General features: G+C 58.2%; 13 protein-coding genes. 5 read left to right on the top strand and 8 right to left on the bottom strand.

Going from position 1 to position 15,990, the window contains the following annotated elements; translation table 11 throughout:
* From CKW23_RS11625 to CKW23_RS11600, 6 genes are all read right to left on the bottom strand, one after another.
* The gene (locus CKW23_RS11625) at positions 1–1,482 is read right to left on the bottom strand and encodes a mannitol dehydrogenase family protein (RefSeq protein ID WP_025259844.1); all 1,482 of its coding nucleotides are present in this window, start codon (positions 1,480–1,482) and stop codon (positions 1–3) included.
* A gap of 20 nt (positions 1,483–1,502) precedes the next feature.
* Positions 1,503–2,606 carry an ABC transporter ATP-binding protein gene (locus CKW23_RS11620; protein WP_025259845.1) on the bottom strand — a complete coding sequence of 368 codons (1,104 nt, stop codon included), beginning with the start codon at positions 2,604–2,606 and terminating at the stop codon, positions 1,503–1,505.
* Between the two features lie 31 nt (positions 2,607–2,637).
* A complete protein-coding gene (locus CKW23_RS11615) occupies positions 2,638–3,471 on the bottom strand; it encodes a carbohydrate ABC transporter permease (protein WP_025259846.1) in 834 nt (277 codons plus the stop codon).
* Positions 3,472–3,481: 10 nt separating this feature from the next.
* Positions 3,482–4,414, bottom strand: a complete 933-nt coding sequence (locus CKW23_RS11610) for a carbohydrate ABC transporter permease (RefSeq protein ID WP_025259847.1) — start codon at positions 4,412–4,414, stop codon at positions 3,482–3,484.
* 74 nt (positions 4,415–4,488) lie between these two features.
* Positions 4,489–5,811 carry a sugar ABC transporter substrate-binding protein gene (locus CKW23_RS11605; protein ID WP_025259848.1) on the bottom strand — a complete coding sequence of 441 codons (1,323 nt, stop codon included), beginning with the start codon at positions 5,809–5,811 and terminating at the stop codon, positions 4,489–4,491.
* 239 nt (positions 5,812–6,050) lie between these two features.
* The gene (locus tag CKW23_RS11600; RefSeq protein WP_025259849.1) at positions 6,051–6,956 is read right to left on the bottom strand and encodes an AraC family transcriptional regulator; all 906 of its coding nucleotides are present in this window, start codon (positions 6,954–6,956) and stop codon (positions 6,051–6,053) included.
* A 105-nt stretch (positions 6,957–7,061) separates the two neighbouring features.
* Here CKW23_RS11600 and cobF point away from each other — a divergent pair, with 105 nt between their 5' ends.
* Complete coding sequence (gene cobF / locus CKW23_RS11595) at positions 7,062–7,817, top strand: precorrin-6A synthase (deacetylating) (protein WP_025259850.1); 756 nt, start codon at positions 7,062–7,064, stop codon at positions 7,815–7,817.
* A gap of 1 nt (position 7,818) precedes the next feature.
* Here the strand turns inward: cobF and CKW23_RS11590 are convergent, their stop codons facing one another.
* Both CKW23_RS11590 and CKW23_RS11585 read right to left on the bottom strand, forming a co-directional pair.
* A complete protein-coding gene (locus CKW23_RS11590; RefSeq protein ID WP_025259851.1) occupies positions 7,819–9,141 on the bottom strand; it encodes a glycosyltransferase in 1,323 nt (440 codons plus the stop codon).
* Positions 9,134–9,493: a response regulator gene (locus CKW23_RS11585; protein ID WP_025259852.1), complete on the bottom strand. Its 360-nt coding sequence runs from the start codon at positions 9,491–9,493 to the stop codon at positions 9,134–9,136. Before CKW23_RS11585 ends, CKW23_RS11590 begins: the two co-directional genes overlap by 8 nt.
* A gap of 347 nt (positions 9,494–9,840) precedes the next feature.
* Here CKW23_RS11585 and CKW23_RS11580 point away from each other — a divergent pair, with 347 nt between their 5' ends.
* Genes CKW23_RS11580 through CKW23_RS11565 form a run of 4 tightly spaced genes read left to right on the top strand, consistent with a single transcriptional unit; the run spans position 9,841 to position 15,989 of the window.
* The gene (locus CKW23_RS11580) at positions 9,841–13,341 is read left to right on the top strand and encodes a response regulator (RefSeq protein ID WP_025259853.1); all 3,501 of its coding nucleotides are present in this window, start codon (positions 9,841–9,843) and stop codon (positions 13,339–13,341) included.
* 40 nt (positions 13,342–13,381) lie between these two features.
* Entirely contained in the window at positions 13,382–14,203 is an 822-nt protein-coding gene (locus CKW23_RS11575) for a protein-glutamate O-methyltransferase CheR (RefSeq protein WP_025259854.1), read from the top strand.
* A complete protein-coding gene (locus tag CKW23_RS11570; RefSeq protein WP_025259855.1) occupies positions 14,200–14,814 on the top strand; it encodes a chemotaxis protein CheB in 615 nt (204 codons plus the stop codon). The genes CKW23_RS11575 and CKW23_RS11570 overlap by 4 nt, the downstream gene beginning before the upstream one ends.
* Complete coding sequence (locus tag CKW23_RS11565; RefSeq protein ID WP_025259856.1) at positions 14,808–15,989, top strand: hybrid sensor histidine kinase/response regulator; 1,182 nt, start codon at positions 14,808–14,810, stop codon at positions 15,987–15,989. Before CKW23_RS11570 ends, CKW23_RS11565 begins: the two co-directional genes overlap by 7 nt.
* The last annotated feature ends 1 nt before the right edge of the window (position 15,990 follow it).

Raw genomic sequence — 15,990 nt, 5'->3', positions numbered from 1 at the left:
TCAAAGGCCGTTGGCCAGGATTTTTTCCAGTGTACCGCTGACTCCCAGGTCCCGCAGATTATTGACGTTCTGCTCGAAAGCAGCGACGAATTCGGCAGAGCGCGGGATTGCCAGGCCAAAGATTTCTTCCACGCCGAGCAACCGCTGGGTCAGCAACGCATCGTCGGCCACCAGGGCCTGACAGAAGTCAGCCCGTGGGTCGGGAATCCGGTAGGGGGTGCCGTTTTCGTCCACGCCCTTGAGGTACAAGGCCCAGGCAGCCACCACCAGTGAAGCGCGCTCCAGATTGCCTTGGTCGAGAATCAGCCGGTTGATGGTCGGAATCGTGAACTTGGGAAATTTCGAGGAGCCGTCCGAACACACCCGCTCCAGCTGGTCGGCAATCGCCTGATTGGAGAAGCGCTCGATCAGGGTGTCCTTGTAGCCCTCCAGATCGATACCCGGTACCGAGGCCAGTTGCGGGGTGACATCCAGGTCCATGTAGGTGCGGATATAGCGCACGAACAGCGGATCGTTCATGGTTTCGTGAACGAAGCGATAGCCTTTCAGGAAGCCCAGATAGGTCAGGGCCAGATGGCTGCCGTTGAGCAGCTTGATCTTCATTTCTTCGTAGGGGGTCACGTCGTCGGTGAACTGCACGCCGACCTTTTCCCAGGCCGGGCGACCATTGACGAACTTGTCTTCCAGTACCCATTGCACGAAAGGCTCGCACACCACTGGCCAGGCGTCGTCGATATGTTTTTCATCGGCCAGTTTCAGGCGATGGGCCGAGCTGGTCATGGGCGTGATGCGGTCGACCATGGCATTGGGGAAGCTGACGTTTTCGGCAATCCAGTCATGCAGGTCGGCGTCGCGCAGGGCGGCAAAGGCCAGCAGCGCCTTGCGGGTCACGGCGCCGTTGTGGGGCAGGTTGTCGCAGGACATCAGGGTAAAGGCCGGTATGCCGGCTGCACGCCGACGGGCCAGCGCAGCACACAGAAAGCCGAATACTGTGCCGGGAGTATTGGGGTGGGTCAGGTCGTGGCGGATCTGCGGCAGGTGCGCCATGAACTGGCCGTTGCTGTCATCGATGCAGTAGCCGCCTTCGGTGATGGTCAGCGAAACGATGCGGATGTCCGGGCTGGCCAGTTTGTCGATCAGGGCCTGGGGATCGTCTTCGGCCAGCAGCATGCCGCTGATGGACGCGATGATCCGGGTTTCGGTGTCCGGTGTGTCGCCCAGCTCATACAGGGTGTAGAGATAGTCCTGGCCGGCCAGTGCATCGCGCACGCTTCGGTCTTCGGGACGCAGGCCGACGCCGCAGATGCTCCAGTCCAGCCCTTCGCCGCTGTTCATCAGCGCATCGGTGTAAAACGCCTGATGCGCCCGGTGAAAGCCACCGACGCCGATATGGGCGATGCCGTGGCGGGTTTCGCTGGCCGAGTAGGCGGGGCGGGCAATATCGGCGCCCAGTTGTGACAGGTTCTGTTTGTTCAGTTTCATGTCAGAGGCTCTCCAATACGTTAAGCAGCGACCGCTACGGCCTTGGCAATCACCAGTCCCTGTTCATCGAACAGATGGCAATGGGCGCTATCGAGATGCAGGTTCAGGGTTTCGCCGTACTGGCTAGCCAGATCGCCACGGATACGCATGGTCAGGGCTTCGCCCGAGCGGGTACGGACATGGCAATAGGTATCGCTGCCCAGGCGTTCACTGACATCGGCGGTGACCTGCAACTGACACTCGCCACTCTGGGCAATGTTCAGATGCTCGGGACGGATACCCAGCGTGACCGGAGCCCCGACACTCAAGCCGGCACGGCTTACCGGCAGGGTGATGCGTGTACCGGCATCCAGTTCGACTTCGCACTCATGGCTGTCGACCTGGCTGAGCCGGCCCTTGAGGAAGCCCATTTTCGGCGTGCCGAGAAAACCTGCGACAAACAGGTTGGCCGGGTAGTGATACAGCTCCAGTGGCGAGCCCACCTGTTCCACCTTGCCGCCATTGAGTACCACCACCTTGTCGGCCAGGGTCATGGCCTCGACCTGATCGTGAGTGACGTAAATCATCGTGGCCTGCAGCTCCTTGTGCAGGCGCGACAGCTCCAGCCGGGTCTGCACCCGCAAGGCGGCGTCGAGGTTGGAGAGGGGTTCGTCGAACAGGAAGATTTTCGGGTTGCGCACGATGGCCCGGCCAATGGCGACCCGCTGGCGCTGGCCACCTGAAAGTTGCTTGGGTTTACGCTCCAGCAGTGGCCCAAGCTCCAGGATGCGTGCGGCTTCATCCACTTTCTTCTTGATCTCGGCCTTATCACCGCCCGCCAGGTCCAGGGCAAAGGACAGATTCTTGCCCACGGTCATGTGCGGGTATAGGGCGTAGGTCTGGAACACCATGGCCAGGTCGCGCTTGGCCGGTGTGACCTGGGTGATCTCGCGGCCATCGAGTTCGATGCTCCCCGAGGTGACTTCCTCAAGCCCGGCAATCAGGCGCAGCAGGGTGGACTTGCCGCAACCCGACGGGCCGACAAAGACCACGAACTCGCGGTCCTTCACATCGAGGTCGATGCCTTTGATGATCTGATGGCCGTCGAAGCCTTTTTGCAGATTTCTGATACTGAGATTAGCCATGCTTGACTCCGTTTTTATTCTTGAATTCGGGCTATTTGACTGCGCCGAACGACAGGCCGCGGACCAGTTGTTTCTGGCTGATCCAGCCGAAAATCAGGATCGGTGCGCAGGCCAGGGTCGAGACGGCCGAGAGCTTGGCCCAGAACAACCCTTCAGGGCTTGAGTACGAGGCGATGAGTGCAGTGAGCGGCGCGGCGTTGGACGAGGTGAGGTTCAGGGACCAGAAGGCCTCGTTCCAGCACAGGATCAAGGACAGCAGCGCCGTCGAGGCCAGGCCGCCCTTGCAGATCGGCATCAGCACCCGGAATATTTCCTGGCGCGTGCTGGCACCGTCCAGACGCGAGGCTTCGAGGATTTCTCCCGGAATGTCCTTGAAGTAGGTGTAAATCATCCAGACCACGATCGGCAGGTTGATCAGCGTGTAGATGATGATCAGCGCCAGACGCGAATCCAGCAGGCCGAAGGTCTTGGCCAGCAGGTAGATCGGCATCAGCACGCCCACCGGCGGCAACATCTTGGTGGAGAGCATCCACAGCAGCGTGCTCTTGGTGCGCTTGGTTTCAAAGAAGGCCATGGAGTAGGCCGCCGGGATTGCCACCAGCATGGACAGGATCGTGGCACTGAACGAGATCAGCACCGAGTTCCAGGCAAAGTGGAAGTAATCGCTGCGCTCCTGAATGTGCAGGTAGTTTTCCAGCGTCGGCGTGAAGAACAGTTGCGGCGGCGTTGCGAAGGCGTCGATCTCGGTCTTGAAGCTGGTCAGCACCATCCAGAAAATCGGGAAGAATATCAGTGCGGCGATAAGCCAGGACAAGGCCCCGAGCAGCAGGCTTTGCAGGCGTCGTGATTGTTTGAGCGTCATCATGGCAAGGCCCTCATGACTTGTCGGTGAGGTTTTTGCCGATCATCCGGATCAGGATGATCGCCGCGATATTGGCAATGACGACCGCGATCAGGCCGCCCGCCGAGGCCATGCCGACATCGAACTGCAGCAATGCCTGGATGTAGATCAGGTACGCCAGGTTGGTCGAAGCGAAGCCCGGGCCACCATTGGTGGTGGTGAAGATTTCGGCAAACACTGAGAGCAGGAAAATCGTCTCGATCATCACCACTACGGCAATCGGCCGGGCCAGGTGGGGCAGGGTCAGGTGCCAGAAAATCGCAATCGGGCCAGCGCCATCGAGTCGCGCCGCTTCCTTCTGCTCCTGGTCCAGCGACTGCATGGCGGTCATCAGGATCAGGATGGCGAACGGCAGCCATTGCCAGGAGACGATGATAATGATCGACAGCATCGGGTAATGGGCGAACCAGTCGACGGGTTCTGCACCGAAGAAGCGCCACACGGCGGCCAGCACACCAGACACCGGGTGAAAGATCAGGTTCTTCCAGATCAGGGCGCTGACGGTGGGCATGATGAAGAACGGCGAGATCAACAGCACCCGTACGATGCCGCGGCCGAAAAACTCGCTGGCTTCCAGCAGGGCGGAAATCAATACGCCGAGGATCACGCTGATCGCCAGTACGCTGCCCACCAGCAACAAGGTATTACCGGCACCGGGCAGAAAACCGCTGTCGGTGACGAAGTACGTGAAGTTTTCCAGCCCGACGAATTCGTTTTCACCGGGGCTCAACAGGTTGTAGCGAATCAGCGAGAAGTAGATGGTCATGCCCAGTGGCACGATCATCCAGACCAGCAAGAGCGCCACGGAAGGGCTGACCAGAAACCATCCGGGTTTGAACCGGCTGTTTCTGGCCTTTGGGGTCTCGCCGGATAAATCCGGACGAGCAGGAGTGGCTGAGGTCTTCATGGGGAACTCCGAACCGGGATTTGCCTGTCAGCGGGAGTCGAGGGGCTGGCGCCCCCCGGCTTGAGTCACGCGGTCTACTTTTTCGGGTAGCCGGCTCTTTTCATGTCGCGCTCGGTGGAGTTCTGCGCCATTTTCAAGGCGTTCTCCACGGTCGACTGGCCGATCAGGGCTGCCGAGAACTGCTGGCCGACACTGGTGCCGATGGCCTGGAACTCGGGAATGGTCACCAACTGGATGCCCACGTAAGGCACCGGCTTGAGGGTCGGGGTCTTGGGTGTCACAGCCATCAGGGACTTGAGGGTGATATCGGCGAACGGTGCGGCTTTCTTGTATTCATCGGTGTAGGTCGATGCACGTGTGCCTGGTGGCACGTTGGAAACGCCATCCTTCTCGGCAACCAGCGCGGCATATTCCCTGGACGTTGCCCACTGAGTGAAGGTCTGTGCGTCCTTGGTGTTCTTGGCGCTGGTCGGAATCGCCAGCGACCAGGAGTACAGCCACGACGAGCCTTTTTCCGTCACTTGATGAGGTGCATAGGTGAAGCCGACATGGTCTGCCACCTTGCTCTGGCTCTTGTCGGTGACAAAGGAGCCTGCCACGCTGGCATCGACCCACATGGCGCACTTGCCGCTGTTGAACAGCGCCAGGTTTTCGTTGAAACCGTTGCTCGATGCGCCCGGTGGCCCGGATTGCTTCATGGTGTTGACGTAGAAGTTGAGGGCGTCTTTCCATTCCGGCTGATCGAACTGGGGTTTCCATTGTTCATCGAACCAGCGTGCACCGTAGGCGTTGGCCACTGTGGTAATCAGCGCCATGTTCTCGCCCCAGCCAGCCTTGCCGCGCAGGCAGATGCCGTATTGCTCCTTGGATTTGTCCGTCAGCTTGCCCGCGAACTCGGCAATCTGGGTCCAGGTCGGACGCTCCGGCATGGTCAGGCCGGCGTTCTGGAACAGATCCTTGCGGTAGTAGGTGATCGAGCTTTCCGCATAGAACGGCAGGGCGAACAGCTTGCCATCCACCGACAGCCCGTCGCGCACGGAAGGGAATACATCATCGAGCTGGTAGCTGGCAGGCAGGTCTTTCATTTCCTGCAGCCAGCCCTTGGCGCCCCAGAGTGAGGCTTCGTACATGCCGATGGTCAGCACATCGAACTGGCCGCCCTTGGTGGCAATGTCGGTGGTCAGGCGCTGGCGCAGGACGTTTTCTTCCAGCACGACCCAGTTGAGCTTGATGTCGGGATGCTGTTCTTCAAAGGTCTTGGAGAGGCGTTGCATGCGGATCATGTCGCTGTTGTTGACCGTGGCGATGGTCACGGTTCCTGCAGCAGCGGTGCCGCCGAACAGGAAACCGGCGCTGAGGACTGAACTGGCAAGCAGGAATTTTGCTGAGGTCTTCATGGGTCACTCCTCTTCCATGCTCGGAGAGCCTGGAGGGTCGGTTATTGTTTTTGTCTCTTCCGGAGGTAAGGAAGATGTGAGCTGATTACACCGGCCTTGAGGCGCGATGACAAATCCTGCGCCGCACTTCAACTGATACTTTTTTGCATTCGGCAAGGGTGTGAAAACCCACTGCAGCCGCGCCAAGGCAGGCTGCAATGCAGAATCAGCGTAGACGAGATGGCCGCAGGCAGGGTGAATCAGTACAGGTTCTGCTCGGTCAGGCGCTGGACGGCAAGGCGTCGGTAATGGGAGGGCGTCATGCCTTTGAGTTGCTGGAAACGGCGGTTGAAGTTGGAAATGTTGTTGAAACCCGACTCGAAACAGATATCCGTCACCGGCTTGTCGCCGTCGGCCAGCAGCTCGCACGACTTGCTGATGCGCAGGCGATTGACGAACTCCACGAAGCAGCGCCCGGTGGCCTGTTTGAACACCCTGGAAAAGTACGTGGGTTTCATCCCCAGGTACTCGGCGACCTCTTCAAGAGGCAGTTCGCGCCCGTAATGGGCAAAGATATAGTCCACCGCCCGGTTGGTCCGCTCCACGCTGTGCTCGTCGGCCATGTGCGACACCGTGGTCCCCGAGAGCAGTTGAAAATCGTCGCTGGCCGCCAGCAGCTCCAGCAGAATCAGGAAGTGCCCGAGCCGGGTGATACCGCTGGAGTCGGCGATTTTCTGCATCAGCTTCATGGCCTGACGGATCGTGCGTTTGCAGCGAAACTCGATACCGTACTGGGCGCGCTCCAGCAGGGGGGTCAGGCTCTTGAGTTCGGTAAACACCTGATTGCCGCTTTCCAGCAGCTCATCGGTGAAGTTGACCAGCATGTCGCGCTTTGGCACCACTTCATCTTCCTGGATCTGGCTGATCCAGTTGTGCGGCAGGTTAGGCCCGGTGAGAAACAGGCTGCCTGGATTGAAGTTGCCGATATAGTCGCCGACGAATACCTTGCCGGAGCTGGCGACGATCAGGTGCAGCTCGTACTCCTTGTGGAAGTGCCAGCGCACCAGCGGGCAGGGAAAACCGTGTTCGCGATAGATGATCGACAGGCCATTGTGGTCGTCCATCAATTCGTAGGAAGGGTCTGTAATTCTTGCTGTTCTTGTCATGGTCTGACCGCCTTCAGAAGTTGCCAGTCTGCTAATGTGCCTCAATTGTTCTGTTCATGCCCAGTCGTCTAATGTTGTCCGCATCGAAACCGGAGTCATTGCCTGATGAAACAGATCCTTCTGATCGGTATTGGTGCCGGAGATCCCGAACAAATTACAGTGCAGGCCATCAATGCCCTGAACCGCGCCACTGTGTTCTTTCTTCTGGACAAGGGCTATGCCGAGGATGATCTGCTGCGCCTGAGAAAAGACATCTGTCAGCGTTATATCCAGAACGACGACTATCGACTGGTGCAGGTCCGGGACCCGCAGCGCGAAGATGACCCTCAGGGCTATGAGCGCGGCATCGAACATTGGCATGAGCAGCGGGCGGTTCTGTTCGAGCGGCTGATCGGTGATGAGCTGAGAATGGGGGAGGTAGGTGCGTTTCTGGTCTGGGGTGATCCGTCACTGTACGACAGCACCCTCAGGATTCTCGATCGGGTGCTGGCCCGGGGCCGGGAAGTTTTCGACTATCAGGTGATTCCCGGCATCACCAGTGTCCAGGCGCTGGTGGCGCAGCATCGTGTGCCGTTGAACCGGGTTGGCGAGCAGATTCGTATCACCACCGGCAGGCGACTGGCGGGTATGGCGGCAGATGAAGTGGACAATGTGGTGGTGATGCTTGATGCGCACTGTACGTTCGAGCGCTTTGTCGGGCAGGGGCTGGACATCTATTGGGGCGCTTATCTGGGCACGCCGGACGAGATATTGCTGTGCGGCCCGCTCGATCAGGTCGGTGGGCAGATCAGGCGGCTACGCGATGAGGCGCGCAGCCGCAAGGGCTGGATCATGGATACTTATCTGTTGCGCAAGGGCTGATTCAATCCTTGCGATTCTTCGCCTCAATCCACTGCGCCATATATTGGGTACTTTTGTGGTGGTGATGGCGCAGCATCGCGCCGGTGAAGTTGGCGAGGCGATGGCGGGGTAGATCCTGGCGCAGTGTTTCGATGCGTTCGATCAGGCTCGCGCAGTGTTGCTTGTGCTGAAAGCGTGTTTGCAGGATGGTCCGGCCCGCCGCCTGGGCTTCGGTCCATAAGGTTTGATCCTGATACAGGCGCACCGCCGCGCTGGCGATTTCGCTGGCACTGCGAGCGATGGTCCCCGGCCATGGCAGGTCGCCGCTCATGGCTTCGGCGCCCACGGGCGTTGTCACCGAAGGCGTGCCGCTGAGCATGGCATCCATCAGCTTGCCCTTGATACCCGCCCCGAAGCGTAGCGGTGCCAGACAAATACGCGCGCCGGACATCACCAGCAGGGCGTCTTCAGCCCAGTTCATGACATGAAAACCCTGCGCCGCATTATGCAGTGCCGTGGCCTTGGGCGGCGTATAAGCGCCGTAGATATGCAATTGCGCAGTCGGCAACTGTTGGCGAATCAGCGGCCAGATGGCGTTTTTCATCCAGAGGACTGCGTCCCAGTTGGGCGCATGGCGAAAGTTGCCGATGCTGAGAAAGTGCGCCCGCTGCTCGAACGGTGCCACGCTTTCCGGTACGCCATCGAGCATCAGCGGGCACCAGTGCAGCAGGGACTTAGGCACGCCAAACTGGTCGCTCAGCAAGTCGATCTCGACATCCGAAACCATCAGGTTCAGGTCGCAGCGATAGAGCGAGGCCACTTCCCTTTGCGCCAGATCGCTGCTGGCGATCCGGGCAAAGAGCTGCGAGTTATCTATATCGAAAAAACTATTTAAATCATCGGGTTGTGAAGATTCATTCAAGTGCTCTTTAAGCAGTTGATGGCGCGTGTGGCGCAGGCTCTGAAAGTCGCAGGTCTCCAGAATCCGCAAGGCATCGGGGCAATGCTTTTCTACCCGCCAGCCAAACTGTTCCTCGATCAGGAACTGGTCGAACAGCACCACATCAGGCTGAAGCTCGCTGACGAAGGTATCGAAGCTGCTGTTGTTGAGCTCGATGTGGACCTCGTCGATGCCCAGGCTTTGCAGGTCGGCCCGGTGTTCACCCTCGGTGGCCGGGCTGGCAAAGGTGATGTGCCAGTCCTGTTCGAGAAAACACTGGATCAGTTGCATGACATGGCCGCTGGCCGCCGAGGAACGGGGCTCGGGCCATACATAGCCAATGATCAACAGTCGGGTTTTTGCTCGCAGCGGCGTCTGGGCTGGGTGAAGGTCGTTATTAGCCAAGGATGCTTTTTACCTTGTCACGCAGGTCATCGATGGAAAACGGCTTTCCGATCGAGTACATGCCATCCGGGACCTCGATGTTTTCCGAATAGCCGCTGGCAAACAGGATCGGTAGTTGCGGGCGCAGTTGCCGTGTCTGTCGGGCCAGTTCCGTGCCGCGCATGTCAGGCAGGCCCTGATCCGTCATCAACAGGTCGATGTGGGTGGCGTCGTCCTTGATGTGGGCAAGCGCCTCCTGGGCATCCGCAGCTTCAAGCACCTGATACTCCAGTTCTTCAAGCACATCGACGATCAGCATGCGCACGATGCTGTCATCTTCGACTACAAGAATGGTGTTGGCTGTTTCAGGCATGGCAAATTCCTAAAGAATGGTAGTGAAGGCTATGCACCTGGCGCAGCCTGCGGGCTTTTGTACGAAAAGTCACTGCATTTGGATCATGTTGCCTTGAAAACAGGCCAATCTGATCGATAACAATCGACTCTGTGCCCGTGTCTATCCATCAGTAAATAAAACACAACCAGAAGTTCCATCTGATTTTAGTAGGTAGCTATCCTTTGCCAGGAGGCTTTACTTGCTGGAGGTGGCGAGCTTATCGCCGATTTATGTGTGAAATTTCAATCCTCTATGCGAGAAAAGTGAGTCTTTTTCTTGCTGTTACGGCAAACTCTACCGTTTTGATATAACGCCAGGGACTTTTCATGAACCGGACGTCTGTCGTCGATGAGCAGCGCTTTCGCAAATTACTGGTCCGCAACATCAGTCTGCCGCTGGGCGTTGGCGTTTTAAGCGCGCTTTTCTTTGCCATCCTGATCGGCTATCTGCTCTCGGTCATTCAGTGGGTCGAGCATACGGATCGGGTGCTCAACAGCACCAACCGTGCGATGAAGCTCTCCATTGACATGGAAACCGGCATGCGCGGTTTCCTGCTGACCGGGCAGGAAAACTTTCTTGACCCCTATGAAGTCGCGAAACCCTTGCTCAGGGCCGAGTTGAAAAACCTGGAAGAGCTGGTGTTCGATAACCCGACGCAAGTGGACCGTTTCCGCCGGTTGTCCACCTTGCAGGAAGAGTGGGGACATTTCGCTCAGGAAATGATCGAGATGCGCCGTCAGAACGGTGATTTCGTCCTCGCCACTCGTGCCGGGCGCGGCAAGCGCATTACCGATGAAATCCGTACCGAGTACGATCAGGTCATTTCCATGGAGCAGCAGTTGCGACTTGCCCGCAACGCTGACGTGACCCGCACGACCATTGCGTGCGTGGTGCTGTACATGATCTTTGTGCTGGCGGTCAGCGGCATCCTGGCGTATTTCGGAAGGCGTGACCTGCTTTCCCTGTCCACGACTTACAGCTCCAACCTGAACCAGCTTGAAGATAACGCCGAGCGTCTGCAGAAGGTCGCCTGGCTGCGCAATGGCCAGAGCGAACTGGCCGAGCAGGTGCTTGGCCAGTTGACGCTCAATACCCTCGGGCAGCATATCCTGCAGTTCTTCGCCCAGTACCTGGGCGCGGTGGTGGCGGCTGTCTATGTCCGTCAGGAGCACGGTGGCCTGTTGCGTGTCGCTTCTTACGGGTTCTCCCGGGAGCATGAGCAGCAGGAGCAGACAATCTTCAGTGGCGAAGGCGTCATTGGCCAGGCCGCACAGCAGAACCGCATCGTCACCCTGGACGGGTTGCCCGGCGATTACTTCAAATACAGCTCCGGCCTGGGCGAAGGTTTGCCGAGCAGTGTGGTCATCGTGCCGACCAGCAATGACGATCAGGTCAATGGTGTAATCGAACTGGGCTTCATGCGCGCACTCACCGAAAAGGACGTCGAGTTTCTAGAGCTGGTGGCCGCAAATATCGGCACCTCCATTGAAGCGGCGCGTTATCGCCAGCGTCTTCAGGAAGTCCTGACCGAAACCCAGCAGCTCAACGAAGAGTTGCAGGTCCAGCAGGAAGAGCTGCGCACCGCCAACGAAGAACTCGAAGAGCAATCGCGGATCCTCAAGGAGTCCCAGGCCCATCTGGAAACCCAGCAGGCCGAGCTCGAGCAGACCAATACCCAGTTGGCTGAACAGAGCCAGGCCCTGGAAGACCAGCGCGATATCCTGGACAGCAAGAACGAAGAGCTGAGCCTGGCTCAGGTGGAGTTGCAAGCCCGTGCCGATGAGCTGCAGCGCTCCAGCAAGTACAAGTCCGAATTCCTGGCCAACATGTCCCATGAGTTGCGCACGCCGCTCAACAGTTCGTTGATCCTGGCCAAGCTGCTGGCGGAAAACCCGACCGAGAACCTGACTCAGGAGCAGGTCAAGTTTGCCGAATCGATCTACTCGGCCGGCAATGACCTGTTGAACCTGATCAACGACATTCTGGATATCTCCAAGGTCGAGGCGGGCAAGCTGGAAGTCCGTCCCGAGAACAGCAGCGTGTCGCGTCTGGTGGATGGCCTGCGTGGCATGTTCCAGCCATTGGCGACCGAAAAGAATCTGGACTTCGTCGTGGAAGTGCAGCCTGGCACGCCAACCATGCTGTTTACCGACCGTCAGCGTCTGGAGCAGATCCTCAAGAACCTCTTGTCCAACGCCATCAAGTTCACCGAGAGCGGCACCGTGAGCATGATCGTCTCTCGTCAGCCGGGTTCGGGCATTGTGTTTACCGTGCGTGATTCGGGTATCGGTATCGCCCCGGAGCATCAGCAGAGCATTTTCGAGGCCTTCCGTCAGGCCGATGGCACCACCAACCGGCGTTACGGCGGCACCGGTCTGGGGCTGTCGATTTCCCGGGATCTGGCAGCCTTGCTGGGAGGCTCCATCAGCGTCACCAGTGCGCCGGGCCAAGGCAGCATTTTCTCTCTGGTGTTGCCAGAGCAGTACGTCGAGCAGGAGCGCGAAGAGGAGGGCGGCGAACGGTCGGTGATCATTTCGTCGCCTGTTGTCACGTTGCCGGTAGCAAGCCAGCCGGCTATCGAACCCAAGCCGGCAATGCCGGAGTCGGCCTTTGCCGATGATCGCCACAAGGCACCGTTCAGCGGGCGCTGCATTCTGGTCATCGAAGATGAAGTGCGGTTTGCGCAGATCCTTTTCGATCTGGCCCATGAGCTGGGTTACAGCTGTCTGGTCGCCCACGCCGCCGACGAAGGCTTCAACCTGGCCGCGGAGTTCACCCCCGACGCCATCCTGCTGGACATGCGCCTGCCGGACCACTCGGGTCTGACCGTGTTGCAGCGTCTCAAGGAGCTGGCGCCTACCCGGCACATTCCGGTGCACGTGATTTCTGTCGAGGATCGTCAGGAGGCCGCCATGCACATGGGAGCCATCGGTTATGCGGTCAAGCCGACCACCCGTGAGGAACTCAAGGATGTATTCGCCAGGCTTGAAGCCAAGCTGACCCAGAAGGTCAAGCACATCCTGCTGGTCGAGGACGATGCCTTGCAGCGCGACAGCATTGCGCGCCTGATCGGCGACGATGATATTGAAATTACCGCTGTTGGCTTCGCTCAGGAGGCGCTGGATCTGCTGCGCGAAAACATCTATGACTGCATGATCATCGACCTGAAGTTGCCGGACATGCTGGGCAATGAACTGCTCAAGCGCATGTCCACCGAAGACATTCGTTCCTTCCCGCCGGTGATCGTCTACACGGGGCGCAACATGACCCGTGACGAAGAAACCGAACTGATGAAGTACTCGCGTTCGATCATCATCAAGGGCGCCCGCTCGCCGGAGCGCCTGCTGGATGAAGTGACCCTGTTCCTGCACAAGGTCGAGTCGCAGCTCTCCAACGAGCGTCAGAAAATGCTCAAGACTGCCCGCAGCCGTGACAAGGTCTTCGAGGCGCGCAAGATCCTGGTGGTCGATGACGATGTGCGCAATATCTTCGCCCTGACCAGTGCCCTGGAACACAAGGGCGCTGTGGTGGAGATCGCCCGTAACGGCATCGAGGCGATTGCAAAGCTCAATGAGGTCGAAGATATCGATCTGGTGCTGATGGACGTGATGATGCCGGAAATGGACGGCTACGAAGCGACCGTTGAAATCCGCAAGGACCCTCGCTGGCGCAAACTGCCGATCATTGCAGTGACCGCCAAGGCCATGAAGGACGATCAGGAGCGTTGCCTGCAGGCAGGTTCCAACGACTATCTGGCCAAGCCCATCGATCTGGACCGGCTGTTCTCTTTGATTCGGGTCTGGCTGCCGAAAATGGAACGTATTTGAGTGATGGCGGCCCAAACGATTTATTTTCTCAGGTTTATCCATGGCACTTGATCGAAGCGCTGATATCGAGCTGCAACTGCTGATTGATGCGATTTATCTGAAATACAGCTATGACTTTCGGGACTATTCCGGCGCTTCCATCAAGCGCCGGGTGAACCATGCCCTGCGTCAGTTCGATTGCAGCACCATTTCTGCCTTGCAGGAGCGTGTGCTGCACGATCCGGCCGCGTTCATGCAGTTGCTGCAATTGCTGACGATTCCGGTCAGCGAGATGTTTCGCGATCCTTCGCATTTTCTGGCCATTCGCCAGGAAGTGGTGCCGTTGCTCAGGACCTATCCGTCGATCAAGGTCTGGATCGCCGGTTGCAGCACGGGGGAAGAAGTCTATTCGACGGCGATTCTCTTGCGCGAAGAGGGGTTGCTTGAACGCACCATCATTTACGCCACCGATATCAACCCAAGCTCCCTGGAAAAAGCCAAGCAGGGGATCTTCTCCATGGAAAGCGTGCGGGCCTATGCCGAAAACTACCGCAAGGCCGGTGGTCAGCGCGAGCTCTCGGATTACTACACCTCGGCCTATGATTACGCGATCTTCGACAAGACCCTGCGCGAGAATGTCACGTTCGCCGATCATAGCCTGGCCACCGACAGCGTCTTCTCCGAGACGCAGCTCATTTCATGCCGGAACGTGTTGATCTATTTCAACAAGAGTCTTCAGAACCGAACCTTCGGGTTGTTCCATGAGTCATTATGCCATCGCGGATTTCTCGCATTGGGCAGCAAGGAAACTCTGGATTTTTCCGAGTACAGCAATGTTTTTGAAACACTGGTGAAACCGGAACGGATCTACCGGAAAAAATGAAAACGACCTTCAGTGTCGAGTCGGCCGATTGCACTCTGCCGGCAGTGGATGCCATTGTCGTCGGTGCGTCGGCGGGCGGTGTGGAAGCGTTGCTGAAAATATTCGGCATGCTCAGGCCCGGCTTTCCTCTTCCGATCATTGCTGTCCTGCATCTGCCGGAGTCGCGGCGCAGCCAGTTGGCTCATGTATTCCAGAATCGTCTGGCGATACCGGTCAAGGAAGCTGACGACAAGGAGTCGATTGTGCCCGGCACGCTGTATTTTGCGCCTGCCGGTTATCACCTGTCGGTGGAGAACGATCACAGCTTTTCGTTGAGCCAGGAAGAGCGCGTATTTCATTCGCGGCCCAGCATCGATATTTTGTTCGATTCGGCTGCGGATGCCTTTGGCTCACGCCTTGCAGGCGTATTGCTGACCGGCGCCAATAACGATGGGGCACTCGGGTTGGCGCAAATAAACAGATACGGTGGTTTTACCGTGATTCAGGATCCGGATCAGGCCCTGGCGCGCACCATGCCCGAGGCGGCCCTGGCGCTCCATTCGCCTGATTACCTTCTGCCTTTGAATGAAATAGGCCAACTGCTGGTCAAGCTGGAACGAATCACATGCTAAATGAAATCCAGGCAAAACTGCTCATAGTCGACGATTTGCCGGAAAACCTGCTTGCCCTCGAAGCGTTGATCAAGCGTGATGACCGCACCGTATACAAGGCCTTGTCGGCAGACGAAGCCTTGTCCCTGCTGTTGCAGCATGAATTCGCCCTGGCCATTCTCGACGTGCAGATGCCCGGCATGAACGGTTTCGAGCTGGCCGAGATGATGCGCAGCACCGAAAAGACCAAGAACATTCCTATCGTGTTTGTCAGTGCCGCCGGGCGTGAACTCAACTATGCCTTCAAAGGCTACGAAAGCGGAGCCGTGGACTTCCTGCACAAGCCGCTGGATATCCATGCGGTCAAGAGCAAGGTCAACGTCTTCGTCGAGCTGTATCGCCAGCGCAAGGCGGTGAAAATGCAGGTCGAAGCGCTGGAGCAGAGTCGCCACGAACAGGAAATACTGCTCAAGCGTCTGCAGGCGACCCAGGGCGAGCTCGAACATGCCATCCGCATGCGCGACGACTTCATGTCCATCGTCTCCCATGAAGTGCGCACACCGCTCAATGGCCTGATCCTGGAAACCCAGTTGCGCAAGTTGCATCTGGCCAAGGACAACACAGCGGCTTTCACCCTGGATAAGCTGCGGGGCATGGTCGATCGCGACGAGCGTCAGATCCAGAGCCTGATCCGGCTGATCGAGGACATGCTCGATGTGTCTCGTATCCGCACCGGCAAGCTGTCGATCCGGCCAAACGCCTTTGACCTGAGCGAGTTGGTGGGCCAGTTACTGGAAAACTTCGCGGCCCAGATTGCCGCGACCGAATCCACCGTCACCCTGTTTGCCGAAGAGACAGTCATCGGGGTATGGGACGAGTTCCGGATCGAGCAGGTGGTGGCCAACCTGTTGACCAATGCAATGCGCTACGGTGCCCGCAAGCCGATCGAGGTGCATGTGTATTGTGAAAGCGGCGAGGCGCGGGTCGAAGTGATCGATCAGGGGATCGGGATTTCCGAGGAAAACCAGAAGCGCATCTTCCAGCAGTTCGAGCGGGTAACGGCCAAGCATGCCGTGGCCGGCCTGGGGCTTGGGTTGTTCATCTCCGAACAGATCGTTCTGGCCCATGGCGGCCGGATTGTCGTGGAGAGCGAAGAGGGCAAGGGCTCGACATTCCGGGTCTGCCTGCCGTTGTAAC

It is taken from the genome of Pseudomonas sp. Irchel 3A18, assembly GCF_900187465.1.
Classification (GTDB): domain Bacteria; phylum Pseudomonadota; class Gammaproteobacteria; order Pseudomonadales; family Pseudomonadaceae; genus Aquipseudomonas; species Aquipseudomonas cichorii.
The sequence above is the reverse complement of the archived record's forward strand: the minus strand, read 5'-3'. Positions and strand labels throughout refer to the sequence as shown.